Origin of the sequence: Brachybacterium sp. ACRRE (assembly GCF_022346485.1) — a bacterium.
Lineage (GTDB): Bacteria > Actinomycetota > Actinomycetes > Actinomycetales > Dermabacteraceae > Brachybacterium > Brachybacterium halotolerans.
In genome coordinates, this window is the sequence record NZ_JAKRMO010000066.1 from 1 (window position 1) to 24,009 (window position 24,009).

General features: G+C 66.4%; 24 protein-coding genes. 16 read left to right on the forward strand and 8 right to left on the reverse strand.

Annotated elements, in window-relative coordinates; genetic code table 11:
• From MHY49_RS15895 to MHY49_RS15915, 5 genes are all read left to right on the forward strand, one after another.
• On the forward strand, nucleotides 1–1,311 hold a 1,311-nt coding region (locus tag MHY49_RS15895; protein WP_239205736.1), incomplete at its 5' end, for an MBL fold metallo-hydrolase.
• Nucleotides 1,308–1,904 (forward strand): rhodanese-like domain-containing protein, encoded by a 597-nt coding sequence (locus tag MHY49_RS15900; protein WP_094433093.1) that lies wholly within the window; start codon nucleotides 1,308–1,310, stop codon nucleotides 1,902–1,904. The genes MHY49_RS15895 and MHY49_RS15900, both read left to right, overlap by 4 nt.
• Nucleotides 1,905–1,935: 31 nt before the next feature.
• Nucleotides 1,936–2,100: a hypothetical protein gene (locus tag MHY49_RS15905; protein ID WP_094433096.1), complete on the forward strand. Its 165-nt coding sequence runs from the start codon at nucleotides 1,936–1,938 to the stop codon at nucleotides 2,098–2,100.
• A gap of 296 nt (nucleotides 2,101–2,396) precedes the next feature.
• Complete coding sequence (locus MHY49_RS15910) at nucleotides 2,397–3,032, forward strand: recombinase family protein (protein ID WP_239205737.1); 636 nt, start codon at nucleotides 2,397–2,399, stop codon at nucleotides 3,030–3,032.
• A gap of 98 nt (nucleotides 3,033–3,130) precedes the next feature.
• Complete coding sequence (locus MHY49_RS15915; protein WP_239205738.1) at nucleotides 3,131–4,111, forward strand: hypothetical protein; 981 nt, start codon at nucleotides 3,131–3,133, stop codon at nucleotides 4,109–4,111.
• A gap of 164 nt (nucleotides 4,112–4,275) precedes the next feature.
• Here MHY49_RS15915 and MHY49_RS15920 read toward each other — a convergent pair whose 3' ends face one another.
• Both MHY49_RS15920 and MHY49_RS15925 read right to left on the reverse strand, forming a co-directional pair.
• Nucleotides 4,276–5,268: a PIN domain-containing protein gene (locus MHY49_RS15920; RefSeq protein ID WP_239205739.1), complete on the reverse strand. Its 993-nt coding sequence runs from the start codon at nucleotides 5,266–5,268 to the stop codon at nucleotides 4,276–4,278.
• Nucleotides 5,265–5,681 carry a helix-turn-helix domain-containing protein gene (locus MHY49_RS15925; protein WP_239205740.1) on the reverse strand — a complete coding sequence of 139 codons (417 nt, stop codon included), beginning with the start codon at nucleotides 5,679–5,681 and terminating at the stop codon, nucleotides 5,265–5,267. The genes MHY49_RS15920 and MHY49_RS15925 overlap by 4 nt, the downstream gene beginning before the upstream one ends.
• 118 nt (nucleotides 5,682–5,799) lie before the next feature.
• Between MHY49_RS15925 and MHY49_RS15930 the strand changes: the two genes are divergently transcribed.
• Nucleotides 5,800–5,973 carry a helix-turn-helix domain-containing protein gene (locus MHY49_RS15930; protein ID WP_239205741.1) on the forward strand — a complete coding sequence of 58 codons (174 nt, stop codon included), beginning with the start codon at nucleotides 5,800–5,802 and terminating at the stop codon, nucleotides 5,971–5,973.
• A gap of 22 nt (nucleotides 5,974–5,995) precedes the next feature.
• Here the strand turns inward: MHY49_RS15930 and MHY49_RS15935 are convergent, their stop codons facing one another.
• Both MHY49_RS15935 and MHY49_RS15940 read right to left on the reverse strand, forming a co-directional pair.
• Nucleotides 5,996–6,931, reverse strand: a complete 936-nt coding sequence (locus MHY49_RS15935) for a hypothetical protein (RefSeq protein WP_239205742.1) — start codon at nucleotides 6,929–6,931, stop codon at nucleotides 5,996–5,998.
• An 83-nt stretch (nucleotides 6,932–7,014) separates the two neighbouring features.
• Nucleotides 7,015–9,768, reverse strand: a complete 2,754-nt coding sequence (locus tag MHY49_RS15940) for a DNA methyltransferase (RefSeq protein WP_239205743.1) — start codon at nucleotides 9,766–9,768, stop codon at nucleotides 7,015–7,017.
• 752 nt (nucleotides 9,769–10,520) lie between these two features.
• Here MHY49_RS15940 and MHY49_RS15945 point away from each other — a divergent pair.
• The gene (locus MHY49_RS15945) at nucleotides 10,521–11,585 is read left to right on the forward strand and encodes a type IV toxin-antitoxin system AbiEi family antitoxin domain-containing protein (protein WP_255720010.1); all 1,065 of its coding nucleotides are present in this window, start codon (nucleotides 10,521–10,523) and stop codon (nucleotides 11,583–11,585) included.
• The gene (locus MHY49_RS15950; protein WP_239205746.1) at nucleotides 11,542–12,498 is read left to right on the forward strand and encodes a nucleotidyl transferase AbiEii/AbiGii toxin family protein; all 957 of its coding nucleotides are present in this window, start codon (nucleotides 11,542–11,544) and stop codon (nucleotides 12,496–12,498) included. Before MHY49_RS15945 ends, MHY49_RS15950 begins: the two co-directional genes overlap by 44 nt.
• A gap of 498 nt (nucleotides 12,499–12,996) precedes the next feature.
• Here MHY49_RS15950 and MHY49_RS15955 read toward each other — a convergent pair whose 3' ends face one another.
• The 3 genes from MHY49_RS15955 to MHY49_RS15965 all read right to left on the reverse strand — a co-directional run bounded on the left by MHY49_RS15955 (nucleotide 12,997) and on the right by MHY49_RS15965 (nucleotide 14,734).
• Nucleotides 12,997–13,206 (reverse strand): hypothetical protein, encoded by a 210-nt coding sequence (locus tag MHY49_RS15955; protein ID WP_239205748.1) that lies wholly within the window; start codon nucleotides 13,204–13,206, stop codon nucleotides 12,997–12,999.
• Between the two features lie 537 nt (nucleotides 13,207–13,743).
• A complete protein-coding gene (locus MHY49_RS15960; RefSeq protein WP_239205750.1) occupies nucleotides 13,744–14,421 on the reverse strand; it encodes a hypothetical protein in 678 nt (225 codons plus the stop codon).
• A gap of 43 nt (nucleotides 14,422–14,464) precedes the next feature.
• A complete protein-coding gene (locus MHY49_RS15965; RefSeq protein ID WP_239205752.1) occupies nucleotides 14,465–14,734 on the reverse strand; it encodes a type II toxin-antitoxin system prevent-host-death family antitoxin in 270 nt (89 codons plus the stop codon).
• Nucleotides 14,735–16,456: 1,722 nt separating this feature from the next.
• Between MHY49_RS15965 and MHY49_RS15970 the strand changes: the two genes are divergently transcribed.
• Nucleotides 16,457–16,717, forward strand: coding sequence for a hypothetical protein (locus MHY49_RS15970; RefSeq protein WP_239205753.1), 261 nt, complete (start codon nucleotides 16,457–16,459; stop codon nucleotides 16,715–16,717).
• Nucleotides 16,718–16,753: 36 nt separating this feature from the next.
• On the opposite strand, the gene MHY49_RS15975 is transcribed toward MHY49_RS15970, so the two are convergent.
• Nucleotides 16,754–17,113 (reverse strand): hypothetical protein, encoded by a 360-nt coding sequence (locus tag MHY49_RS15975; RefSeq protein WP_239205754.1) that lies wholly within the window; start codon nucleotides 17,111–17,113, stop codon nucleotides 16,754–16,756.
• 200 nt (nucleotides 17,114–17,313) lie between these two features.
• Between MHY49_RS15975 and MHY49_RS15980 the strand changes: the two genes are divergently transcribed.
• From MHY49_RS15980 to MHY49_RS16010, 7 genes are all read left to right on the forward strand, one after another.
• Nucleotides 17,314–17,547 (forward strand): hypothetical protein, encoded by a 234-nt coding sequence (locus MHY49_RS15980; protein ID WP_114306458.1) that lies wholly within the window; start codon nucleotides 17,314–17,316, stop codon nucleotides 17,545–17,547.
• A 167-nt stretch (nucleotides 17,548–17,714) separates the two neighbouring features.
• Nucleotides 17,715–19,553, forward strand: coding sequence for a hypothetical protein (locus MHY49_RS15985; protein ID WP_239205756.1), 1,839 nt, complete (start codon nucleotides 17,715–17,717; stop codon nucleotides 19,551–19,553).
• Between the two features lie 587 nt (nucleotides 19,554–20,140).
• On the forward strand, nucleotides 20,141–20,785 hold the full coding sequence (locus tag MHY49_RS15990) for a ParA family protein (RefSeq protein WP_239205758.1): 645 nt from the start codon (nucleotides 20,141–20,143) through the stop codon (nucleotides 20,783–20,785).
• A 2-nt stretch (nucleotides 20,786–20,787) separates the two neighbouring features.
• Nucleotides 20,788–21,036 carry a toxin-antitoxin system HicB family antitoxin gene (locus tag MHY49_RS15995; RefSeq protein WP_239205760.1) on the forward strand — a complete coding sequence of 83 codons (249 nt, stop codon included), beginning with the start codon at nucleotides 20,788–20,790 and terminating at the stop codon, nucleotides 21,034–21,036.
• 177 nt (nucleotides 21,037–21,213) lie between these two features.
• Nucleotides 21,214–21,807 (forward strand): hypothetical protein, encoded by a 594-nt coding sequence (locus MHY49_RS16000; protein ID WP_239205762.1) that lies wholly within the window; start codon nucleotides 21,214–21,216, stop codon nucleotides 21,805–21,807.
• 254 nt (nucleotides 21,808–22,061) lie between these two features.
• A complete protein-coding gene (locus MHY49_RS16005) occupies nucleotides 22,062–22,505 on the forward strand; it encodes a TnpV protein (RefSeq protein WP_239205764.1) in 444 nt (147 codons plus the stop codon).
• A 302-nt stretch (nucleotides 22,506–22,807) separates the two neighbouring features.
• Nucleotides 22,808–23,503, forward strand: coding sequence for a hypothetical protein (locus MHY49_RS16010; protein ID WP_239205766.1), 696 nt, complete (start codon nucleotides 22,808–22,810; stop codon nucleotides 23,501–23,503).
• The last annotated feature ends 506 nt before the right edge of the window (nucleotides 23,504–24,009 follow it).

The following is a 24,009-nucleotide window of genomic DNA, read 5'->3' on the forward strand; positions in this document are numbered from 1 at the left end:
CACGGGATGACCATCACCGCGGTGACCGAGACCCACATCCATGCCGACTTCCTCTCCGGCACCCGTGAGCTGGCCGCCGCCACCGGCGCCACCGCGTACGTCTCCGGCGAGGGTGGGGAGGGCTGGACCTACGGCTTCGAGGCCGAGCTGCTGCACGATCACGACACGATCCAGCTGGGCAACATCACCGTCGCCGCCCGCCACACCCCAGGCCACACCCCCGAGCACCTGTCCTACCTCGTCACCGACGGAGCCTTCACCGACCAGCCCGGCTACTACCTCACCGGTGACTTCGTGTTCTCCGGCGACCTGGGCCGCCCGGACCTGCTGGACGAGGCCGCCGGCATGGAGGACACCCGCTTCGAGGGCGCCAAGCAGCTGTTCGCCTCGCTGAAGAACGCCTTCCTCACCCTGCCCGACCATGTGCAGGTCTTCCCCGGCCACGGCGCCGGCTCGGCCTGCGGCAAGGCGCTCGGCGCTCTGCCCTCGACGACCGTCGGCTATGAGCGGAAGTTCGCCTGGTGGGCCACCTACCTCGAGCGCGACGACGAGCAGGGCTTCATCGACGAGCTGCTCGACGGCCAGCCCGACGCGCACGCCTACTTCGCCCGCATGAAGCGCCAGAACAAGCGGGGTCCCGCGATCCTCGGCGACCGGCCCACGCCGGGAGTGGTCGGCGTCGAAGAGCTCACCCGCGGGCTCGAGGACGGTACCTACGCCCTCATCGACACCCGTCCCGTGGACCAGGTCCACGCCGGGACCGTGCCTGGCGCGCTGAGCATCCCCTCGCTCGGCAAGGCCGCCACCCACATCGCCTGGGCCTTCGACCCCGAGACCGATGACGCCGAGCTCGTCGTCCTCGCCGAGGACGCCGAGACCGCCACCGAGTACGGCGATCACTTCGTGCGCGTGGGAGTGGACTCCCTGACCGGCTACGTCACCTCCCTCGACGGCCTGCCGACCACGGTCCCCGCGGTCGTCTCCCCGGCCCACCTGGAGGCGCTGCGCGCCGAGGACTCCACCGCCCTGCTGCTGGATGTGCGGAACCGCAGCGAGCACGCGGACGGCACCATCACCGGCGCCGAGCAGCTCTCGGCCGGGAAGGTGCTCTTCCACCAGGACGACCTGCCCGATCCCGGTGCGGGCCGCCTGATCACCTTCTGCCAGTCCGGTCTGCGCAACTCCGTGGCCGCCTCCGCGCTGCGCCGCGCGGGCCACGACGTGGTCGAACTCGACGGCAGCTACGCCGGATGGTCCCACTGGACCGCCCAGCAGCACGACCTCGCGACCACCGGGGAGGATGCCCGATGACGAATCCCCTGCAGATCGCCCCACGCACCGTCTCACCGGCCGAGCTCACCCGACGCCTCTCCGAGGACCCGGAACTCATGGTGGTCGATGTCCGCACTCCAGGCGAGTTCGAGACCACCCATATCCACGGCTCCTACAACGTGCCGCTGGACCTGCTCACCGAGCACACCGCCGACCTCGCCGAACGCATGCACGACCACGTCGTGCTGGTGTGCCAGTCCGGTGCCCGGGCGGGCAAGGCCTGCTCGGCTCTGCATGAGGCCGGCTTCGACGCGGTCGACGTGCTCGAGGGCGGCATCGCCGCCTACCAGGCAGCCGGCGGAACCGTGGTGCGCCGCGGAACCCGCTGGGCGATGGACCGCCAGGTCCGCATGACGGCCGGCTCCCTCGTCCTGCTCGGCACCCTGGCCGGCCAGCTGATCCACCCCCGCCTGGGACTGCTCGCCGGCGCCATCGGCGCGGGCCTGACCTACTCCGCCCTCAGCGACTCCTGCGCCATGGCCTCGGTCCTCTCGAAGATGCCCTGGAACCGCGTCGCACCGGACCCCTCCCTCGCAGCCCTCTTCGAGAAGGCACCCACGCAGGCCGCTTGAACCACCCCGCCATCACCGCTAGGAGAACCCCATGTGCAGAGCCACCACCTGCCGCACCTGCGGCAAGACCACCTGGGCCGGCTGCGGCCAGCACGTCGACCAGGTCATGAAGAACGTCCCCCGCCAGGACCGCTGCCCGGGCCACGCGAAGGAGGAATCCCGCGGAGGATTCTTCGCGCGGCTCCTCGGTCGCTGATCCCACCAAGCGCTCGACCTCAAACCGGGGCCCTCCACGAGCACTGACGCGCCCGTGGAGGGCCCCTCTCGGAGCAGAGCGCGCCGCACAGCATGGCGCGTATCAAACTAGGGCACTCCAGCGGAACAGTTACTGAGCGGTCGTTTACGGTTCCCGATAGGGCCCAAAAGTGCACTTTTGCGACACATCTGTCGCACTAGGTATACCCAAACGCGACACCCGCAATCGCGACATCGCCGCTGTTCCACAAGGTCCATTCCCGTGTTTTGACGCATGTCCCGGCTAGGGTCTTAGACATGAATGGAACACACCGGGCCCCGGGGCAGCGCGTCGCGTACCTCCGGGTCTCATCGGCCGGCCAGAACCTCGCGCGGCAGCTCGAGGCGGTGGGGGAGTGCGACCAGACCTTCACCGAGAAGCAGTCCGGCAAGAGCGCGACCGACCGTCCGCAGTTGCAGGCACTCATCCGGCACGTCCGCCGCGGCGACCACGTCGTCGTCGCCTCCATGGACCGCCTGGCCCGGTCGGTCATCGACCTCAACGACATCGTCCAGCAGATCACCGGTGACCCGACCGAGCACACCGAGCAGCGCCCCCGGAAGGGCGCGAGCGTCGAGTTCCTCAAGGAGCGGCTCGCCTTCGAGCCCGGACACTCAGACCCGATGGCCGCGTTCCAGCTGAACATGATGGGCGCCTTCGCGCAGTTCGAGCGCGAACTCATCCGCCAGCGCCAGGCCGAAGGCATCGCCGCCGCGAAGAAGCGCGGCGCCTACAAGGGCCGACCCCGCAGACTCGAGAGCGACCAGATCCGCTCCGTCCGCAACGCCGCCCTAGCCGGCACCCCCAAAGCCCAAATCGCCCGTGAACACAACATCAGCCGATCCACGCTGTACCGCTACCTTGAGCGTTCCGTTTCCCCACTCGATGAATGACGGCGCAGAGACAAACGGACGTGCGCGCTGGCGCGCATCGACCTCAAGCTGGGTGAGCCGGAGCGTTCGACTGTCGTCGCCCAGTGCGACGATGAGATATGCCTCTACGCAGCCCTCGTTACCTGAACCGCACCGACTTCTACGATCACGCCGACTACCACGACATCGACATCCCTCGCCGAGTCGAGATCTTGGCCCGAACCAGTACTAACCGAAGCGGGGGAGCCAAGCTCGGCCTCCAGTCGATCGGACTCCCCATCGGGCTCGAGGGGCAGCTCGGCGACAGCGTCGAGCTGCAGAGCGCCTACGTGCTCGAAGTGGGAGAGAAATCGTCCTTCAGCAGAGTTCTCGACGCCATGGAGGACGAAGGACAAGCCGCGCTGACGAGGCTCCCGCTTCCCGGCGGAGAAGATCAGCGGTGGGTGACCAGTCGTGACCAACTCGTCGAGCTGACGGGAACCATGAAGCTAAGCCCCGTCAGCTCCATCGGGAAGATCATGAACGTGATGTTCCAGCTCGTGGGACACAAGGACATTGACCTCAATGAGATTTTCTCCAGGCCGTCGTCGGAGGCCACTGGGCGGCCCTCGCCCGATGAAGCCGACGGCGAGAACCTAGCCGCCGACGAGCCGACGGCCCCCACCGACCCCGAGAACATCCCGGCGCAAGCACAGGAGATCTTTAAAGCTGTGTACCTGCGCAACGAGATCCCCGAGATCCCGACCCTGTTCAAGCTCGAACTCGACGAAGAAGATGCTCCATGGAGCGTGTTCATCAACTGCGAGCCCGGCCACTTCGTCGGTGATGGCGCTGCCGCCACGGACTCCATTGAGGGCGAGGTCACCGTGGTGGGTGTCGTTCGGGAGTTCGTCGGTGAAGACCCCTCTGATGGGTTCATCTCCACTGAGCCGTGGACCCTCCACGGTTGGGAGCGGACGATGCGGGCGATGCTCCGTACCCGGATGGACGACCTGGTGCAGTCCCTCATCCCGCAGTTCGATCCGGGCTGGCAGGCCGGGGATGAGAGCTACTACATCAAGGGTCCCGCCGTCGTCATCGATGCTGTCGCAATCTTCTGACTTCGCCGAGCATCACTACGCGACCGCCCCGATCACTCTCCGGACCGGCGAGTCGTCTGCTTGGGCGAATGCCGCATCGAAAACAGCCTCACGACCACGCCGGAGGCATCTACTTGTGACCGGCAACGACCGATCTCCGTCGTTGGGACACCCCGACACCTCCGTTAGCGCTGGGCGAATACATCGGCAGCCGACACCATCGCGCTGCCGAGTCCCCATACCCGCCACGTGCCGTCTTCCATGCGTACGAGGGTCGCGACGACGGACGGAACCATGGAGGGGGCGAAAACCTGTACCGGTGTTGGTGCTTCTGGCACGAAGCGCATGAAGGCGAGGTCATCGGGAGCATCCACAGCCCGCAGAACCCTGGAGGCTGCCGCCATCCCGGACAGGCGGTCCTGCGCCCACTTGTAGTCCCCGAATGCAGCGGGATTCGCTGAGAACATCCTTGTCGCCTCGAGGTCACCCTCAATGAGGCTGCCCCACCATGCCAGCAGGATCCTCTCGGGTCGCGTGGCGTCGTCAGGATCTCCGAAGGCAGTCAGCGCTTCCTCGGGTACAGCCTCGACTAGGGCAGGAACCGGACTGAGGTCTTCGGCGATTGTGGCCGTGAGGGCTGCGACGTTGGCGAACGTTGGAGCGACCCGGGTGAGGCTTGCGAGGAAATCATTCAGGCTTTCTGGCGGTCTGCGAAATGCGGCAACTTCGCTCTCGAGTACTGCCGTGACCTCGCGGGGATGTTCGGTGAGTAGTCGCAGAAGCAACTGCTCCGGATGTATGACCTGGATTCCGTGCTCGAACGCCGACTCTGGCGGGAAGTCGCGCAGGTTAAAAGTTACGAGGGTATCGGCCTTTGCGGCGACGGCTGCCGCCAGGACATGACGGTCTTTCGGATGGCACCGCATCGAATCGATGAGGTGTTCGTGCCCCTCGACCATACTCTCTGCCCCGAACCCGTCCCGCATCGCCGAAACGCGCCTCTCGGCCGCGGCTGGGCTGATTCCTCCGGCGCCCGGCAGGTTCCGCTGCACCTCGTCGAGGATCTGCTCAGACCACAGTGGCGTAAAGAGCTCGGCCTCGGCCAGCCAAAGGAGCGTGGTGGCCAATCGGATGGGGATCAAGGCGCAGGCGTCGAGCAGGACTGCCGGTCGACTCATCGAGTTCGGCCTGGGAGGTAGTCCGCCGGCATCTGATCGTCGATGTCCTGGGCGAGCGCGTGGACCGCTCTGTTGCGCGCGCGGCGCCGCTGTTCCTGGTAGCGCCGCACCTCGACTGCCGGGATTCGGCGGTGCACGGCCGAACCGGACGCCCTTAGTTCACCTTTGTCGACAAGGCGTGTCACCGTTGTGCGGCTAACTCCGAGGATCTCGGCGACCTGACCGGTGCTTAGAAGATCGTCGGCTGGGAAGATCACCGCGTCGGGGCTGGACTCCATTACGTCGAGGGCGCGCATGAGTACTGCACGCGCCGCGGGCGGGATCCCGATGGGAGCGCCGTCGCCGGCCCGGAGGTCGCCGTTGAGTGCGTCCCGGAGGGCGGCGGCTTGGTCGTGTGCAAGTGCGCCAGTCATGGACACAGTCTACCCAAACGATCAAAACGTCCACCAGGGTGAGCGCCGCTCATTCTCTCGAGCCCATGGCACGAGCCCGATAGAGGGTCGCCGCGGAGTCCATGTGGTCGTTGCATCCATGGATCGTCTGGCACGCTCGGTCATCGACCTGAACGGCGTCGTTCAGCAGATCACCGGCGCTCCCGCCGAGCAGCGCCCTCTCGGGCACGCTCGAAGTTCAATCGCGCGTGAGCACGGCATTAGTCGGTCAACGCTGTATCGATACCTCGAGCAGCCTGAGTTGCCGCTGTAGGACCAGCATCGACTGAGCGTCGTCAGACTATGGCTGCGCCGATGGCAGCAAGGCTCTGGATGACTGCTCCTCCGGCTGCGCTACCCGCGGCGCCAGCGGCGGCCATGGTTGCTTTCGTGATGAGCTGGTGCAGAACTCCCGTCTCGGCCTGGTCAGCAGCCGCAGCTTCAAGCTCATCGACCGCTGCCGAGACCTCGGTGCGCACGCGCTCATCGAGGTCCTCCTGGGCGAGGACTTCGCGGGTGGCTGCGATGCCCTCGTTGATGCGCTCGACCTGGGCATTGGTGATCGTGATGTTCTGGACGGTGTGGTCGCCGGTTTGAACGGCCCCGCCGTCATTGTGGAAGGTCTGGGCCTGAATGCCGATGCGCTGATCGAAGTTGGTCGTCTGCCCGTGATCGAATAGGCCGCTTGTAAGCAGGACGTCCGGGCGCATGAGGGCGGTTCTGCCACGAGAGGTGATCTCTACCCGCAGGTGTGAAGCCTGCAGCGTGTTGAGCGATTTGGTGTGCTTCGTGTCTTCGAGAAGATCGAGCGCCTGCTCTCGCTCATCGAGTGCGACGGGTGTGTGTCCGTCCTCGTGGAGGTCCCAGCTCATCCAGTCGTCGCGAGTTGCTTCGCCGCCGGCCGCCTTGAGGTTTTCGAGGATGGTACGCATGGTGTGCTCAAGCCGGAGCTGTCCCTCCTCGAGGGATGCCCGCAGTCCTGCGGCGATTCGAGTCCCCTCGGGGGTCAGCCGCCAGCCGCCCGACACGCGGCCGCTCGAGTCCGCCAGGTCTGCGTCACTCAACTTGCCGAGCTGATAGAGCACGTCTCGCTCCGTCATGTCGGAAGATTCCGCGAGCCTCTGATGCGCTGCGTAGCCGCCGGGGACCCCGGCGGTGACCTCAGCGAGCTTGAGTAGCAACTCACCCCTGCCGGACTGGTGAAGCTGGGCGTGAGTGTGGCTGTCGTTCATGCTGCCTCCTTCAAACGGTGACGGTATGGATCCACCCTCGCGGAGAGGTCCGACAGTCCAAGCGACCTGGGGCCTATCGGTGCTTACTCGGCCGTCATGTCGGCGTATCTCTCGAAGAGGATCCGCGCCCGTTCCTCGTTCGTGGTCACTCGGCTCTTGGCGCCGAAGGCCCGGTCGACGAGCCGATCGAGCCTGTCGTGCGCCGCAACCAGGGAAGGGTCCATCGCGAGCGGGCTGTAGTGCTGGGCCAGGGAGCGCTCCGGGTGGAGGTCTCGAGCTTCGAGAACATCATGACCCGCGGCGGCGATCGCTGTCCGGTCGGACTCTGCGAGCTCGGGGAGCGGGACGGTGTACCAGGTCAGAGTGGACGCGAAGCGGAGGTCGGACTTGATGCGGCCACCGATGGCCTTCTGCCAGGTGATGAACATACTGGAGGACATGATCGCGAACTGGAACCCGTCTGGGTCCTCGATCGTGAAGTTGGCGTCGCCGGCGATGACGTCTGCGTCGAACAGGGCGACGGTGAAGTAGCGGCGCGCTTCGGAGACATGGCGGGGGACGCACACGAACGAGGTGTCCTGCTTGGCGAGCTGCCGAAACAGATGGTGATGTGGGTAGTCCCGCGTGGAGGCAGCCTTCGATGCTGCGCGGAACGCGCGGACTGCTTCGACGCGGTCGCGGAGGATGCGGGAGCGGGTGAGGTCTGCAGGATCCATGCCATCAAGCCAGAGGCACCAGCGGTCCTCGTTGTGGAGGAGCTCGCGGGCGCCCACGTACTTGTGGACGTACTTCGCCGCGATCGGGTCTGCCATCACCTCGGCGTACTGCTCGGGTTCGATGATGAAGTTGCCATCGTCGGTCGGCATCGAGCCCCGCCATGTCTTTGAGAGGCTCGGGCTGAGCATGTCGGAGCGCTTCTCGACCAGGATGTTTTTCGCGTCCTGGAGGTAGGCGTTGATGCCGATCTTGACGGGCACTTCGCGGGGTGCGGCCTTGGGCCGGTCGTACTCGAACAAGCGAGGGGTGGTCTTGGTGTTCTGGGTGTGGCCGACGATGACGCAGTGCACGGCTGCCGCGCCGGGGGCCTCACTGGACCAAGCGAAGGTCTGATGAGCGAATTTGATGCGCCAGCCGCCCTCGAAGATCCAGCCGTAGAGGCGGGGGACCTGGTCTCCCTGCGTGACGGAGTTGGTACTCACGAACGCCCACTCGCCTCGGTAGCGGTAGTCGGTGAACAGGTCCAGGGTCTTGGCGTGCCAGCCGGTCACGTAGTCCATACGGGAGAGGACGCGGTCTCCGCCCCAGGCGTTGCGGAGGTCGGCGAGCTGGTCGGCGCCGCGGGTGTTGTCACCGAGGAAGGGAGGGTTGCCCATCACGTACAGCGACGAGGTGGCCGGGACGACATCGCGCCAGTCGGTCTGCAGGGCATTGCCGACGGTGATGCGTGCGGAGTCCTGGAGGGGGAGCATTGGTACGGCGTAGCCGAGGGTGAGGTTCACGGCCTGGTTGGCCTGGTGCTCGACGAGGAACATCGCGGTGCGGGCGATAGTGGCTGGCCACTCCTCGAGCTCGATCCCGTAGAACTGCGACAGCTTCACGTGCACCCGATCGCCGGCATCCAGAGACAGCTGAGCCCGGGACGGGTCGAGGTGTTGAAGGCGCTCGTGGATGCGGAGCTCGAGGGCGCGCAGCTCCCGGTAGGCGATGATCAGGAAGTTCCCGCATCCGCAGGCTGGGTCCAGGAACGACAGCGACCCCAGGTGCTCGAGCAGCTTCTCCAGCTCGCGCTTCTTGGCGTGGGCCTTGGTGAACTGGTCCTCGAGCTCGTCGAGGAACAGGGGGCGGATGAGCTTGAGGATGTTGGTCTCGGTCGTGTAGTGCTCGCCGAGCTCGCGCCGGGCCTTCTTGGACTTCACAGCCTGGAACAGGGAACCGAAGATCGCGGGGGAGATGGAGGACCAGTTGAAGTACGCGGCCTGCAGCAGCAGCTCGCGGGAGGCCCGGTCGAAGTAGGGGATCTCCACGGCCTCACCGAACACGGAGCCGTTGACGTAGGGGAACGCCTGGATCAGCTCATCGACGCGCCCGTACCGCTTGTCCTCGGGCTTGTTCAGGGCCTGGTAGAGCGTGGTCAGCTGCGCGCCGAGGTCGGAGCCGTCTTCGCTGGTGCGCTCTTCGATGTACCGGGAGAACAGGTCGCGCTCCCAGAGACCGGAGTCGTCGGCGTACAGGCAGAACAGGGTACGGATCAGGAAGATCGAGGCCTGGTGCTCGTCGTACCCGGTGGACTCGAGGTGCTCATACAGCCTGGCCATCAGCTGCGCGGCCTTGATCGACGCGGCCTCCTGCTCGAGGGAGCCGAACTTCGCCCGCCGGTAACCGGCAAGGAACATCAGATCCTCGACGTGCGCGGGCAGCCCCTCGAGCGGGAACTCCAGCAGCTCGGTCTCGGGAGAGTCGGCGGCGAGATCGAGCAGCCGGAAGCGCTTGAAGTCGCTGGTGATCACGAAGTCAGGCCGCTCATGCTCGGTCAGGGACTCCATGTAGTCCAGCGCCTGAGCCTCCGCTTTAGCGAGGTCGGCGCCCGTGGACTTCATCTCGATCAGCGCGGTGCCAGAGATCAGCGCGTCGATGTAGCCCTGACCGCCGGTGGAGGCGCGCTGGGCGCGCTTCTCATAGAGCGCCGCGCCGGAACGGGTGATGCCGAAGACCCGCAGCAGATCCCGGACGAAGGACTGGGCTTCCCCGCGCTCGTAACCCTCCGCGTCGCGCCACTGCGCGACGAACGCCCCTGCTCGGGAGCGGATATCGGGCAGCACGAGAGGCTTCTGGCTCATGGGTACATGATCTCAGGCCGTACTACCCGGCGGTCACGTTCTCGCGCGACCGCTTAGAGCGCGACACGCCGGGAGATTCCTTGGGATACGGAATCGCGCGCCTGTGTGCCCGCGCAATTAGGGGGGAAGCGTCCTGGCACGTCATAGGAGAAAGTGCTGTGCGTGTACGCAACGCGAAATCCCTACATGTTGGGTCGGGGAAGCCTTCTCGCCCAACATGTAGGGGTGAGTGTCGGGCTCGCTCGGTAGAATGTGGGCGGCTGGGGATACCAACGCCAGCCACTGATCGGCGAACCTCGGACGTCACTGTAGGAAGTGGATCCCGAGAGTATCAGGCACCGTGCCTGCTGCCGGAGAAAGGAGACGGAAATGGCCAAGAGTCGATCCGTCACCAGGAGCGCTCGTACGGGGCGCTTCGTCACTAAGTCCCACGCGAAGCGGTCGCCGCGCACGACGACCACCGAGCGAGTGGGGCCCGGGACCTCCAACAGCCGCCAGGTGACGCGGTCCGCTAGCTCGGGCCGGTTCGTCACCACGCGATGGGGCGACCAGAACCCCGGGGGGACGGTCAGACAGAAGGTCTGACCTGACGCGGGTGGATGGCGCCATGTAGCGCCATCCACCCCTTCTCTCGAGAGCGGTCCGTGCCGGGGTGTCCAGCGCTTCGATTGTATCGTTTGCTCTTTACTTGATACTGCAAAAGTCGCTCCTAGGGGCTACAGTTGCAGTATTGGATGCAGTGGGGGTGGTCGATGCGTGCGAGTGATGCGCTGACTGTGTTGGAGCAGTTGGGGTCGGGGCAGTGGGGTTTGGTGACCACTGCTCAGGCTGCTGCTCTTGGGGTGAGCCGTGCAGATCTAGGTCGGCTTATGGGCGCTGGGTCTGTGCAACGAGTGCGGCACGGGGTGTACGCGCTGGCGTCGGCTGGTTACGGGCCCTTGCAGGACCTGCAGGCGGCGTGGCTGGCGACCGATCCCCGCACGGCGGGGGAGACCAGGGTGATGGAAGGCGATGAACTCGTCGTATCGCATGTCTCAGCGGCCCAGGTGCACGGGCTCGGTGACTTGATCGCGGTCGCGCATGAGTTCACATCGCCGCGGCGACGACAGACGGCACAGCCTGACGTGCGGTTCCACCGCCTCGACCTGCCGGACGAAGACCGTGCGGTGGTGGACGCGCTGCCAGTGACGTCGGTAGAGCGGACGGTCGCCGACTTGGTGGCCTCGGCGACTGACTTCGATCATCTCGCGTCGGTGGTGCGTGATGCGTTATCGCTCCCGGACGTGCGTCACGAGGAGCTTGCTGCGCGCCTGGACGCCGGCGCCGGCCACTACGGCTTCGCGGACGGCCACGAGCTCGTCAGCGCGTGCCTGGAGAGTGCAGGGCTACCGCCTGTCGCCGCGAATCTTGTTTCCAGCGAGGCGTTTCTTCGATCGCTGGTAGAACCGCTCAGTCGCCAGCTCGTCGAGAGCATCCAGGGGACGTTCACGCGTCACCTCCTGCAGGGCGGGGCGGGGGCCGCGCCCACGATGCAAAACCTGCAGAAGGCCATCTCGCTGGACCACCTCACTGGTCCCATCGCTGAGCTGATGCGTCAAAACTCCGCACTGTTCGCGCCACCGAACTCGCAACTCACCGCGATGGCGCTGCAGCACCTCGCCGCCTCCAGTCCATGGACCAAAGCCGTCGAGACAGGCATCGCAGCGAGCAGGGCCTCGGATGACATGAGCGAACGCCACGAGCGCGAGGACGACGTGCCTGAAGACAGCAACCATGACGATGGAGAAAAGGAACAGCGCACCGATGGCGAGGACTAGACCAGCCCCCAGCTCTCCGGCGGCGCTACGTGCGTCGCTGAACAGTCTGCTGACGAACGAGGCTCGGCGACGCGGCGTGACGGTCGAGGTGGTGCGCAAGCAGTACATCTTCGCGGTGTTCTTCCGCCGTGTGTTCGCCCGCGAAAACACGGGATGGATGCTGCTGGGCGGCAACGCTCTGTTGATCCGCACGGGCGGTGGGCGGTTCACCCGGGACATCGACCTCGCTCGTGAGAGCGGATGGGAGAGCCCGGAGGAGTTACTTACCGAGCTCCGTGACCTCATCACTGGCGGCCCCGCGGACGGGTTCCGTTTTGAGGTGACGGGGATGCTCGAGCACGACCGCACCGACGCGTACGGGTACGGGACGGCTACGTCCAAAATTGGTGTCAGGTCATTTCTCGGGGCGGTTCCGTTCGAACCGTTCTCGATCGACGTCAGCGTACGTCGACACATCGAAGGACCGGTGGATCACATCGCGCCGATGCGGGTCATCGATCACCCATCACTGACAGCCTTGCCGCTGATCCCGACAGTGCCTGTGGAGAACCATCTAGCAGACAAGATCTGCGCGATGTACGAGCCGCACGAGAGCGGCGTCTCGACGCGCTACCGCGATCTCGCAGACATCGTGCGCATCATCAAAGACCTCCGATTCGATGCAGGCCGCCTGGACGAGCTCCTCGAGCACGAGAGTCGCCGACGCCGCATCCAGCGCCCCCTAATGATGACATCACCCGGCAACCGGTGGGCCACCGAGTACGAGAACGCGGCGCGCGACTTCGCCGAGTTTCCAGTTGAACTGCGATCACTTGATGCCTCGCTCGCGTACACCAGCGGCTGCTTAACCGATGTGCTGGCGCGCCATCGCCGCGCCGGGACGTGGGACCCCGAGGCGCAGGCGTGGACGTGAGGAGTAGAGGCGGCACTGAACGCTTCCACCCCTCAGCGCATCGCTGGTGTCCTCATAGTGGGAGGCCCGCCGGCGACAGCGAGTCCACGGCCGGTTGCTTGGAGCGGCCTGGCTGGGCACGGGGGACAGGCACCGGGCACACCTTGTAGTGCGCATAATAGAAGATATGCGCACTGCGCTGCAGTGTTGCTGCCCTAGCTCTGTGCTCACGGTCCACGTGTTGCTGGTTGGGTTGAGCTACGGCTTTAGGTCGATTGGGTGTGGCTCGCGAGGGCGGGTGGCGATGCGGTGGACACGGTGCTTCGGCCCGCCGGTGAAGCCGAAAGCCTGGTACTGCCGGTACAGGTCCTCCGAGTTCGCGGTCGCGACGATCACGGACCCCTCCGGCGGGATGGTGTCGAGGGCGCGGAGTGCGAGCTGGATGCCGGTGAGGCGGGTGCCGGGGAGCTGCGCGAGGCCGGCGATCTCCCAGCACGGCCCGTCTGGCGCCTCCGGGTCTCAGAGGAACAGGCTGCCGCCACCGCGGGGCAGGAGGAACAGCAGCCCGATCATGAACACCACCGTCGCCACCGGGAGTGATAGCGCCAGCCACCCGGCGATGTTCGTCAGTGCTGACGCCGCGGCGAAGTAGGCGCCGAACACGATCAACATGATCGGGGACAGCACGAGCATGTCCAGGACGGGGTTCGAGCGGTAGAGCATCACCATGCCTGCCGCCGCGCGAACCCCGGTCGACGCTGAGCGAGGAGCACGACGGGTGAGACAGGGCGGCGTAGTCGGCTTCGAGGCCGAGGGAAGAGGGGCGCGCCGGGAGCCGTACCCGACAGGAGCGTCCCCGACTTCGGAGGATCGACCGGCGGTTCCAGCCCGGTCCCGGTCTGTGGTCCCGCGAGGGAGTGGGATGAGCGTCCTGGTCATGGTCGAAACTGCAGGGGTGTAGAGGGCTTAGGCGGCCGCTCGGGCGTGGGTGTCCGGCGCTAGGGTGGCGTACCCACGCGGCGGGAGGAGGTGGTCGGGCGATCGCAGAGGCGCTGGTCATGGTGGTGGCACTGGTGACGGCGATGCTCAACCTCGGCGCGGCTGTGCTGCGGCTGCTCGAGGCTGAGCGGGGTAGGGGTCGTCGGGGCCGAGGCGGACGGCATCGGCGATGAGTGCACAGGAGGGGGCGGCCGAGCTGCCCCCTCCTCTGATGTCCCCGCCGCTCGCAGAAGGCGCCGGAGAGCCGTCGGGGTGCGGGGAGAGGAGTTAGGGGGTGGCGCGGTGGGCGCCGGGGTGGTGGCGGCGGCGGATGCATGGTGCTTTGGCGCGGGGCATGAAGGCGTTGCAGCGCGGTTGCTCGCGCTGGGCCAGGATCCGCTCTGGGTCGGAGCTGCTCGCCACTCGATCCAGTGCGGCTCTGAGTGCCCGTCCGGGGTCCAGTGCGCCGCTGGTGGGGTCCCAGGCGTGGGCCAGTGCCGCGTTCAGCTCATCGGCCGAGAGGAGCTCGGCAACGTCCTGGTCGAGTGCGCCGACGGCGACAACGGACTTCACGAGCCCCGCGGGTGGGGGCTCGGGGCGGTAGTCCCACAGTTCCAAGCCGTGCTTCTGCGCGGTCGCCTCGTATACCTCGAGCATGTCCCAGATGCTCTGGACGACGTCTTGGTCGAGCGTGCCGCTGGCCACGAGGGCGTTCACGGCGTCGTAGACGCGGTTGTTGCTGCGCGGCCCGATCGCGACGACTTCGATCAGTCCCGTGCCCTCCGGGGAGATGGTGGAGCGAAAGACGATCCGGTGATCCCCGCGCAGCGTCGAGGCCGTGTTCAGTCCCGCGAGGGCGTTGGACAGTGGATGCTTCCCCCAGGGCTTCGCGAAGAGAGCGGTGAGGTCATCGAGCACCTCGTCCCACTGCGACTGCTCGACATGCTCCGCGATCCACTCTTCCACGTGGCTAGACAGGACCAGCTCAGCCTGATCATCCGGGAAGTGTTCACCGGCGCGCATGCAGCCGCTCGCGCACCTCGTCCACGCGAGAGAACTCAGACCTCTCAGCGACCAGGTCGGTAACTCCCTGGACGAGACGGTCTGCGGCGTGCCGCAAAGACCTCTCCAGCTCGTCGAAGTGCTCAGGACTCATCACGATCGCGGTCGGCTTGCCGTGGTTGGTCAGGACGACAGTGCGCTCAGCAGCCTTCTCCGTCAAGAACCCAGCACCCTTCTTCGTCGCGACCGTGGCAGGCATGCGCAGAGGGGTAGTCATGCCACCAACTCTAGCAGAAAGAGCCCCGGAAGTTCGAACTTTGTTCTCGTGCTCGACCGTTGAGGAAACGGCGCTAGCACCCCCAGTAGTCAGGGCCAGGGTCCTCACCCAGAGAGCGCTGAGGCCACATCAGCGCGGCCTGACCTGCGGTGACGCAGTTGGAGAGACTGGCTTGAGGGTAAATCAGCGCATCCTGACCTGGGGTGATGCGTACGGAGTGCCCGCCTTGAGGGTAAATCTGCGCATCCTGACCAGGTCTGATGCATGCGGAGCTCTCACATGACTGCCCGACTAGCTCTGTCCGAGGGGTGTGGGCTGGTGGATACGATCGAGCTGATGGCGAGTGGCGCCCGGGAAGGAGCGGATGCGGTGCGCTTCGGAGGCAGGGTGCTCTCGGTCCGGGAGTTGATCGAAAAGGCTCAGCCTGCTTCCCGGGGTGGATTGGCGGGCTCTTTCGAGTGACGGCCCTCTGCGTCACACGGCTCGGAGCAACGCGCGGGAGTGCGCCCGGATGCTCTTGGAGGGCGGCTCCCTCGCTGCGTGCTGGCGCTTCGGGATCCTCCAGTCCCTCGATGACTACGCCTCGGCCGTCCGACGCAGGGGGCTGGACCTTGGGGCGATGGTCTTTGCGCGCGAGCCTGAACCGACTGGGTCGCACGAGATCGACGCGGCTTTCGCCGCACTCGCGGACCACCTCTCAGAGCGTGATGGGTGGACTGTCCCGGGGTGGGTGATGGACCCGGCGGGGGTGACGCCACCGTGGTTCCCGGACGTGCCGGCGATCTTCCGAGACGAGGCACAGCAGCAGAGCCCTCGCGCGTTCCGTGAGCACGGAATCTTCATCACCGCCGCGTCACTGAACCGAGCATGAATCATCCAGTGGCAAGACGTTCCAGCGCAGATCGCGTCAGCTGCCTCTGAGGCGCGACCGCGTCTCCACCTTGCTGATCGTCGATCCAGGCTGGAGCCGAGCATTCCTCAGGTCAGCTGCAGGCCTGTCTCCGTCGCGGAGGTACGCCCTGCGGCGCCGGACGGCCTCGTGTAGAGCTTCCGTTAGGGCTCGGGATCGTCCGAGCCAGCACTGAACCTGCCTGCTTAGCAACTGTCCCATCTGGACCAGTTGCTAAACGACTCCCCGCGGGGCCCCGGCCCCGGCGCGGTGAGCCCCTGCAGCCGAGCTTGCCCACGAACTGCCGAAGCTGCAGTCCGAGCACTCCATCCAGACCAACGGCACGAGCTCCAGAGGAGACCGACCAGAACCCAGGCAGAGTACGAAGTATCAGCTCAACACCCCGAGGCAGGCCCTACCGAAGACATCCTCAGCACGCCCATAGGCAGAGATGCGATCCCCAGGATCAGGCACACCCCCGGAACGCAGAAGCTCAGAAGTAACAGGACGACGGACCTCTGGCACCAATGCGTCCCCGGGGGACAACGTAGTACCCCCGTGTAGGGTGTTAGTAGGTGTTCTTGAGGGGGATGGAGATGGGTCGACAAGGTCGAGTGAGATGTCCTGTGTGCGGTAAGCAGTTCATTGCCGGGCGCCGTACCTACTGTTCCGATCAGTGCCGCAAGCGCGCACAGATGCGCCGCTACCGTGCCCGTCAGGCGGGGCGACTCCCCGCCGCCTCTCACACCCCGCAGGCCACCGTCGCGGTGCCCCGGCCACAGCGCTGGGTCGAGGGCCTGCCCGAGGACCTGCAAGCAGCCCGCGGCCGGCCCATGACGCATGAAGAGCTGCACGACGAGCTCTACGACTTAGCCGAGATCTCAGCCCAGATCGCAGGCCTCTCGCGTCAGATGAGAGACCGCATCGAACGTCTCCAACGCGACGAGCTCTGGACACAGGACCCAGGCTTCACGAGCCTGGACCAGGCTCTGGGGCACGCTCTCTTCCTCGCGGCGTCCGAGGCGCCCCCGTTGCTCGAGGCCATCACGGCGGTCACCGGCACCACGCCGCAGCCCTCCCCGTACGGCAGCTGAAGCGCCATGGTCGGTGACGTGGTCGACCGGCAGAGTTCAGCTCTGATCCCAGAGATCGACCTGGATTCGTCGTTCGGGATCCAGGCCTCGCAGCCTCTCGACGGCGAGGCGCTGAGCCTCCTCCCCATCTACTAGACGGATCCCCTGTGGATGCTCCTGAGTACGCTCCGCTCCAACGCCGCGAACTCGGAAGAGATGCGGCGGGAGCTGCTCGAGCCACTCCGCGATTGCCTGCGCCGGCCCCACATACGTCAGGGGGTAACCGCTCCAGTTCGTCTGCTCGAGGATGCCGCCCTCGACCAGGGCATCGAGCCCCCGGACATCCAAGAGCGTGCCGATAGGAGGCAGCCGCTCCCCCGTCTCCGGGTCCGTCGTGTATCCCGTGAATGCCAGCATGGACACCGCCCTTCCGTGACAGATACCTCCAGCATGCAGCACTACTCGGCAGCAGGGCTGCAGCGGACCGGCGTAGCTGATCTGGCTTGCCTGCTGGGTGGACCGGAAGGATGTGTATAGGGACGTTCCCTGCTTTGCGGGGCGCGACACGCCGCCTGGTTCTGTTCCAGGAACGTTGGTCTCCGTGTAACGTGATCCGCATGGCACAGAAGCGAAGTGGAGGTCGTCCGAGCAAGGGCGACCGTGCGGATATCAAGACCCGCATCCCGACCACCAGCCGCGACAAGCTGTACGAGTATGCGGAGCTGGTTGGAGAGTCGGTGACGGACCTTACCGCTGCCCAGCTCGTGCCGTGGATCGCCAGTCTGGACTTGGAGAAGGCGCGCCTAGGCGCAGCTCAAGAGAGCCTGGAGATAGATCGAAAGACCGCATAAAGACTTCACCCCCGCAACCTGTTGGCGCAGGTCCGGGGGTGGTGAAAGAAGTCTTGGGGGCCAGTTGGCGCTGGTGATCCCCGAGGTGAGATGAAAGGAGGTTCATCAACTTGGTACCCCCAGAGTACGGGGGGCGCGCCGCCGTAGGCAAGTACGGCGAGCCTGGCGTGTCTACCCCCCCCTATACGGCCCTCTCCCCCGAGACCTCTTGGTCGCTCACCGCGTCCGTGATCGCTGGCCAGCCCCGCATGCGCCTGGGTAAGCCCCAGCGTGAGAACCGCGTCAGCTACCCCGCGAGCACCGAGCAAGCCCTCACCACTGATCTGCCGTCCAAGCCGGCCGCTGTCCGCATCTACAGCGACGCCGGACAGTGCAACGTTCTCGCTCTCGACTTCGATGCGAAGGACCGCACTACCGAGCAGATCGCCGACGTCGCGTACGACGTCTTCCAGACCGAGGCGCTGCTCGACCAGGCCGGTGCCTGGTTCCTCACGGACCACGCTCACGGTGGCTCCCACGTCTACGTCCTTCTCGAGCAGCCCCTTGCCTTCCTCGAAGCGCGTGAGCTCGTCGAGGCCATGGCACAGCGCTGGGCGACGCTCGACCCCTCCCCCCACCAGTCGATCGCTAGAGGTTGCATCACTGTCCCTGGCAGTGTCCACAAGCTCGGTGGCCACCGACAGCTCACCATCAGCGAGCGCTCCCTCCGTGAGCGCGTCGGTGGGCTTCGCACGCCCGCACGCGCTCTCCGCCAGCTTCGCCTCACGCTCCGCGACGAGATCCGCCTCGTGCAGGCCAAGCGCGCCGCGACCGCCGCGGCCGAGCCCCACAGCACCCCCGTCGTGTACGACGCCGGCGCTGGCCGCGTCATGGGCCAGAAGTACCTCGCCCTCGCCCTCGAGGGCGACTGGGCGGCCTACGGCTACGACAGCCCCTCAGAAGCCCGCTGGGCCGTGCTCTGGTCCGCCATGGCCACCGGCCTCAGCCGCGAAGACGTCGCCGCGCGCATGACTGACGGCCGCTGGCCCGGCCTCTGGGCGCTCCACGCCCACCGCCCCCGGCCCTGGCGCGCCTTCACCGACGACTGGACACGCATGGAGCCCCTGTTCAGAGCCAAGAACGAAGCGCAAGACAACTCCGTCCACACATCTGACACAAGCGCCAACTCTCACACGGGGGAGCCCTCCGTCCGCGACACCCACGGGGTGATCCGCACCTGGCGCAGCCTCGTCCACGAGGTGGAGCCCCGAGAGTTCCCCGGTGCCCGGGGCTGGACCCGCCGCCTCCTCCTCCGCGCAATCGCCAAGCAGGCCCACGAGATTGCTTCCACCCTCACCGCAACCGGCATCCGCGGCCTCTCCATCGCCACCGGGCTTAGCATCCAGACCGTCGCCTCGCTCCTCCGCGAGCTCTCCACCCAGACCGACCCCTGGATTACCCTCACCATGCGAGCCCGCGGCCGCGAAGCCGCTGCCTACGAGCTCCGCATCCCCGACCGCTACGCCGACGAGGCCGAGACCGTGCGCTGGATCCGCGGGAAGGCCCACGCCCTCCGCCCCGTCTTCGAACGCCTCGGCGCGCCTGCAGCCCTCACCTACGAAGCGATCGAGCACGGCCACGGCTCCTCCCCCACCACCATCCAGGCCCGCACCGGCCTGTCCCGCACCGCCGTCACCGACGCCCTCACCACCCTCGCCAGCTGGAACCTCATCGGCGGCCACGCCGACGAGGGCTACTGGCTCACCAGCGACGACCGCGACCTCGAGCGACTCGCCGAACGCCTCGGCGTCACCCACGCCCGCGCCACCAAGATCGCGACCTACCGCGAACACCGACGCATCTGGTGGGCCTACCTCGAGCGCCACCACATCGCACTCCACGCCGACGACCTCGAAGCCGACCGCGAGATCCGCGCCCTCCTCGACGAGATGCGCCTCCACGACCTCGACCCACCACCCAGCGCCAGCACGCCAGCACGCCAGCACGCTCTAGAAGGTGTCGCATGAGTCCTCTCCCCCGCCGCTACCTGTCGGCCAAGGTCGCCAAGAGCTGCCCCAACTGCCGGCAGCCGATCGAGCTCGGCGACGACATAGCCCCTGGTCCTAGAGCATGGACATGCGCACCCTGCGACGCCGCGCACGACGATCTCGCCCACATTCGATGGTGGCTTCAGTTCGCAATCAACCACTCGCGCACTCCGACGCTGCGACCGCCAGACATTGCGCTCATCGCCGAGACCCTCCGCACGCAGAACGTCCCCGCCCACCAGCGCGGCGACCGCGAGACCTGGCACCCCGGGGGAGAACCGACCGCGTGGCAGAGTCCGCCATTCGCCGCGAACGCCCACGGCCTGCTTCTCGACTCCCTAGAACACGGCTTCACCCCAAGACTTCCGTGGACGTACGCGAACGCAATCCTTGAGGCGGTGGCGTCTGCTGCGGAAGAGACCCCAACCTCCTGACGCCGCAGTACGAGCCGCTGAACGTCGGAGAGATGCTCCCACCGATCCGGCCAACATGCTGGTAGGACAGCACGTCGGCGCTTTGTCTGGGGAATGGGAAGAGCGAGCCTTGCCACTGCCTCGAGTGCCAGCATGACGGCACCCCGGCTCGCTGGCCTGCCAGCACGCCATCTCGCCAGTACGCTGGCGGGCATGAAGACGATCGCCGTAGTGAACCTGAAGGGTGGCGTAGGCAAGACCACGGCCGTCATCCTCATCGCGACCCAGCTCGCCGACCTCGGACACACCGTGACCGTGCTCGACATGGACACCCAGGGGTCCGCCACCGACTGGGCGCGAATCGCCGACGAGGACGGCACCCCGCTGCCGTTCGAGGTCCGCCCCGCCAACCACGCCAGCCTCCGCAGCTACAAGCCGACCACCGACTTCACCGTCATCGACACGCCCCCCACCGACCCGAGCGTCGTGGACGCAGCCGTGAAAGTCGCTGACCTCATCATCGTCCCCACACCCCCCGGCTTCATGGACACAGACCGCGCCTGGAGCACCGTCGAGGTGACCGCCGCACAGGTCCCCACCTACGTACTCCTGTCCCGCTTCGACGGACGCACCAACGACGCCGCCGACTTCGCCTCACAGCTCGACGACCGCGGCGTCGCCCGCTTCGAAACCGTCATCCCCGCCAGTGTCCCCATCGGGCGACTCCGCGGCACCGTCCCCACCCCCAGCAAGTTCCGCTTCGACGACCTCACTACCGAGCTTCTGGAGGTGCTCTGACCATGGCCACCAAGCCCGCCGACCGCTACGCCCCCCGCCCCCGAACCAACACCCGCTCGACCGGCAGCGCCAAAGACGCCTTCATAGACCCGTCCCCGCAGGCGGCTGACGAGATGAGCAAGCTGACCATCCGACTCCCGAAGTCGCTCCACAAGGACGTGAAGGCCGCCGCCCTCACCGGAGACGTCAGTGTCCAGGAATGGATCCAGGACGCCATCAACCAGAAGCTCGCCAACAAGACAGCACGCTGACCTGCTGGCATGCCGTCACGCACGAGAGGAACAGTGACCATGAATATGGAAGACCCCGATCGCCCACGCCAGCTAGTCATCCGCCCTCCGGGAGAGCGATAGCCGCAACGATGTCCCAGCGCCAGGAAGCCAGCAATCCCGCATGCTGGCACGCCATCTCCAAAGAAAGTTTCTCTCATGAAGAAGAACGGCTACATCGCCACTAAGCCTTGGGGAGTCGACGCCCGCACGTCCACTCCCGCTTGGGCAGCACTGCGCGCCCCAGACGCCCCCGCCCTCGCGAGACCCGTCGCGATCAACGACCTCGTCTTCGCCCTCTCGCAGCTCCTGTTCCAGTTCGTCGGCATCATCCTGGGAGCCGGCGGCGCTCTCGCACTGAGCTCGGGGCTAGACCTGACCCTGGTGGCAGGATTCTTCACCCTCCTGTTGGGGATGGTGCTCGGCGGTTTCCTCGCAACACTGCTCGAGCGCGCAGTGAACCAGCGCGCCGTGCAGCGCTGGCAGGAACAGCACGAACACGACCAGTCCGACGTTCCGCTGGTCATCCTCTCGCCGTACCGCTACCCGACTCCGGCCAGCGAACTGATCGACACCCTCGACCGCCTCAACGACCCGGCTGGCCCGCACGCTGACGCCGTGCACCGCGAGGAACTTCCCAAGGCCCAGAAACTCGTGATGAGAGCCCTCCACACCCAGCAGATCGACCACCGCGCGGACGCCACCCGCATCGCCGCCACCACCTACCTGAACTCCCTCACCAACAAGAACTGACTTGCTGGCAACCCAGCATCCCGGCATCTCATCCTCGAAGGAGGTTCGTCATGGATCGCACGCCCCGACTGCCGCACTGTGACAGGACACCGCGCTGGCTCCGCGCCTCTCGGTACAGTGACCTGAGTCTCTGTAACCGGCCTGGGGGATCCACGTGGCACGCCGTACCCGCAGAGCGAGCAAAGATCAGCTCGCCTTCGACTTCGACACACTCTGGGCCGAGCCCGAGGCCGACCGGCTCGAGGAGGACACCGATGAACAAGTACGGGAACCTGCTGCAGCAGCAGTGGACGGCCGCGGACCCGACCTACGTCAGCAGCCTGAGCGATCCGACGACGCACTTCGCCCAGATGGGGGAGAGGGTGCAGGACGAGGTGCAGGAGCTGACCCCGAGCCTCGAGGGGACCGACCCGCCGGGGGAGACCTACCTGCAGAAGGTGGGCCGGCTGAACGCGGCCCGGCAGCAGGCCGAGGAGATCGTCCTGGCGGAGTACCAGCCCCCGAGCGTGACCCCGGAACCGGACGAGCCGGAGGACTGGGACGAGATGAGCCACGACGAGCAGGAGACCTGGATCCGTCAGAACGTCCCGACGGGGGAGCAGCAGGACGAGATGCTGCAGAGCCTCGAAGCGCGACGCCTGAACCGGACGATCGTGCTCGGAGCGAGCAGCGAGCCGAGGACCGACCCGGAGGACTGACCCCTCCCGAGTTCACCCCCACCCCGCAGGACGACCTCGCCCCTTCCGGCCAGCCGAGAAGAACCTCGGCCAACCCTTCAAGCACGCCCACCTCCTCACCCTCACCTGCGAACAGCTCGCCACCGTCGACCAGAAGATGGCCGCCCGCGACGACGACCACGCACCCGAGGAACCCACCGAACCCACGCTCCCTGCGGCACCATCGACCAGCACGCCGTCACGACAGCATGCCGGCACGCCAGCACTGGCGACAGCCCACCCCCGCCAACGACCAGGGCTACGGCCGCTGACAAGGAGAACGCATGGAGCCCACCCCGTATAGATCCCACCACCAGTTGGAGGAGAGAGTTCGCGAGGTGACTGCCGGGGAACCATCTCACCTCGAGGTCAGCTTTCCCGAGTCGCCCCCCGACCTCACTGCCGTTGAGATCGCCGCAATGCTCGAGGTGATCACCTACCTCCACGACCTAGCACTGAGTGAAGAATTCCCAGGCCTCATTGTCGGCGAAATTCCCGACTTCCGGCACCCCCGGCGCAGCCTGCGCACCATCCCCGAAGCAGCGCTGCGGATCCGGAGCATCCAGTACGGCAGCCCGATCGTCGTCGAGCTCATCGTGCCCGCCGCTGCCGTAGTATCCGCCTTCGTTCCGCTCCTGATGCAGGCCGGGGCGACGGTGCGGACATACCTGCAGGAACGAGGACAGACCGGCCGCGAGGAGATCCGCCAAGAGGCCGAGACCAAACGCGAGAAGATCCGCCAGGACGCGGAGGTCGAGCGAGAGAAGATCCGCAAGGGAGAGCAGCGGCAGCCAGCCGCCCCGCCCGCACCTAAGGTTCCAAGGAGCCTCCTCCCCACGGGGTCCTCACGCGCGCCAAGGAGTACCGGCGTTGGCGACGGCGCAATGTACCCTGCACCGCCCCCGACTGCTAAAGAGCGCGCCCGGGTCCCTCAGGCCCTCCTCGCAGAGATCACGAACGCGACTCCTCCTGAGGACTGAAAGACCGACCAGTAGATCCAGCGGCGAAGATCTCTCCTCGGGCTTTCCAGGACGTACCCACCGAACGCCCATCGCGACCGCCCCGCGCCAAGCGGAAGCCGAGCTGAGAGCTTCTACGTGCCGACTCAATGAGGCCACTGACGCTCTCGCCCAGGTCCACCCCGGACTGGCGGCCCTGTATGAAATGGACGAGGACCAGTAGCTCGATCTGCCTAAACCATAAACGGCCCTTCTCTGCTAGTCGCTGCGGTCGGGGACAATACGTCCGAACGGGGTCGCTAGGGCCTCTGATCGAAGGGGTAAGGCATGGATGCTGCAGCTATGCAGGAACTGCTGACACAACTGTCCACGGCTCTGGCGAGGCCGGTGGCAGACACGTTCTCAGGGACTGAAGCGCCCTGGGTTTCGTTCCGTGGTTAGGCGGGCGCGGTCGTCGTGGGGTGAGTGTAGGACGCTTCGACCGCTGCGGGGGTGCGGTAGTCGAGAGTTTCATGCAGTCGGGACGT

Coding starts and splice junctions, on each gene's coding strand:
- MHY49_RS15975 (WP_239205754.1), bottom strand. CDS start 17,113: ATGCTGGCATTCACGGGATACACGACGGACCCGGAGACGGGGGAGCGG.
- MHY49_RS15965 (WP_239205752.1), bottom strand. CDS start 14,734: ATGACTACCCCTCTGCGCATGCCTGCCACGGTCGCGACGAAGAAGGGT.
- MHY49_RS15935 (WP_239205742.1), bottom strand. CDS start 6,931: ATGAACGACAGCCACACTCACGCCCAGCTTCACCAGTCCGGCAGGGGT.
- MHY49_RS15915 (WP_239205738.1), top strand. CDS start 3,131: ATGCCTCTACGCAGCCCTCGTTACCTGAACCGCACCGACTTCTACGAT.
- MHY49_RS15995 (WP_239205760.1), top strand. CDS start 20,788: ATGGCCACCAAGCCCGCCGACCGCTACGCCCCCCGCCCCCGAACCAAC.
- MHY49_RS15950 (WP_239205746.1), top strand. CDS start 11,542: ATGACGATGGAGAAAAGGAACAGCGCACCGATGGCGAGGACTAGACCA.
- MHY49_RS15980 (WP_114306458.1), top strand. CDS start 17,314: ATGGCACAGAAGCGAAGTGGAGGTCGTCCGAGCAAGGGCGACCGTGCG.
- MHY49_RS15900 (WP_094433093.1), top strand. CDS start 1,308: ATGACGAATCCCCTGCAGATCGCCCCACGCACCGTCTCACCGGCCGAG.
- MHY49_RS15920 (WP_239205739.1), bottom strand. CDS start 5,268: ATGAGTCGACCGGCAGTCCTGCTCGACGCCTGCGCCTTGATCCCCATC.
- MHY49_RS16005 (WP_239205764.1), top strand. CDS start 22,062: ATGAACAAGTACGGGAACCTGCTGCAGCAGCAGTGGACGGCCGCGGAC.
- MHY49_RS16000 (WP_239205762.1), top strand. CDS start 21,214: ATGAAGAAGAACGGCTACATCGCCACTAAGCCTTGGGGAGTCGACGCC.
- MHY49_RS15970 (WP_239205753.1), top strand. CDS start 16,457: ATGACGCATGAAGAGCTGCACGACGAGCTCTACGACTTAGCCGAGATC.
- MHY49_RS15990 (WP_239205758.1), top strand. CDS start 20,141: ATGACGGCACCCCGGCTCGCTGGCCTGCCAGCACGCCATCTCGCCAGT.
- MHY49_RS15945 (WP_255720010.1), top strand. CDS start 10,521: ATGCGTGCGAGTGATGCGCTGACTGTGTTGGAGCAGTTGGGGTCGGGG.
- MHY49_RS16010 (WP_239205766.1), top strand. CDS start 22,808: ATGGAGCCCACCCCGTATAGATCCCACCACCAGTTGGAGGAGAGAGTT.
- MHY49_RS15905 (WP_094433096.1), top strand. CDS start 1,936: ATGTGCAGAGCCACCACCTGCCGCACCTGCGGCAAGACCACCTGGGCC.
- MHY49_RS15955 (WP_239205748.1), bottom strand. CDS start 13,206: ATGGTGATGCTCTACCGCTCGAACCCCGTCCTGGACATGCTCGTGCTG.
- MHY49_RS15930 (WP_239205741.1), top strand. CDS start 5,800: ATGGATCGTCTGGCACGCTCGGTCATCGACCTGAACGGCGTCGTTCAG.
- MHY49_RS15910 (WP_239205737.1), top strand. CDS start 2,397: ATGAATGGAACACACCGGGCCCCGGGGCAGCGCGTCGCGTACCTCCGG.
- MHY49_RS15940 (WP_239205743.1), bottom strand. CDS start 9,768: ATGAGCCAGAAGCCTCTCGTGCTGCCCGATATCCGCTCCCGAGCAGGG.
- MHY49_RS15925 (WP_239205740.1), bottom strand. CDS start 5,681: ATGACTGGCGCACTTGCACACGACCAAGCCGCCGCCCTCCGGGACGCA.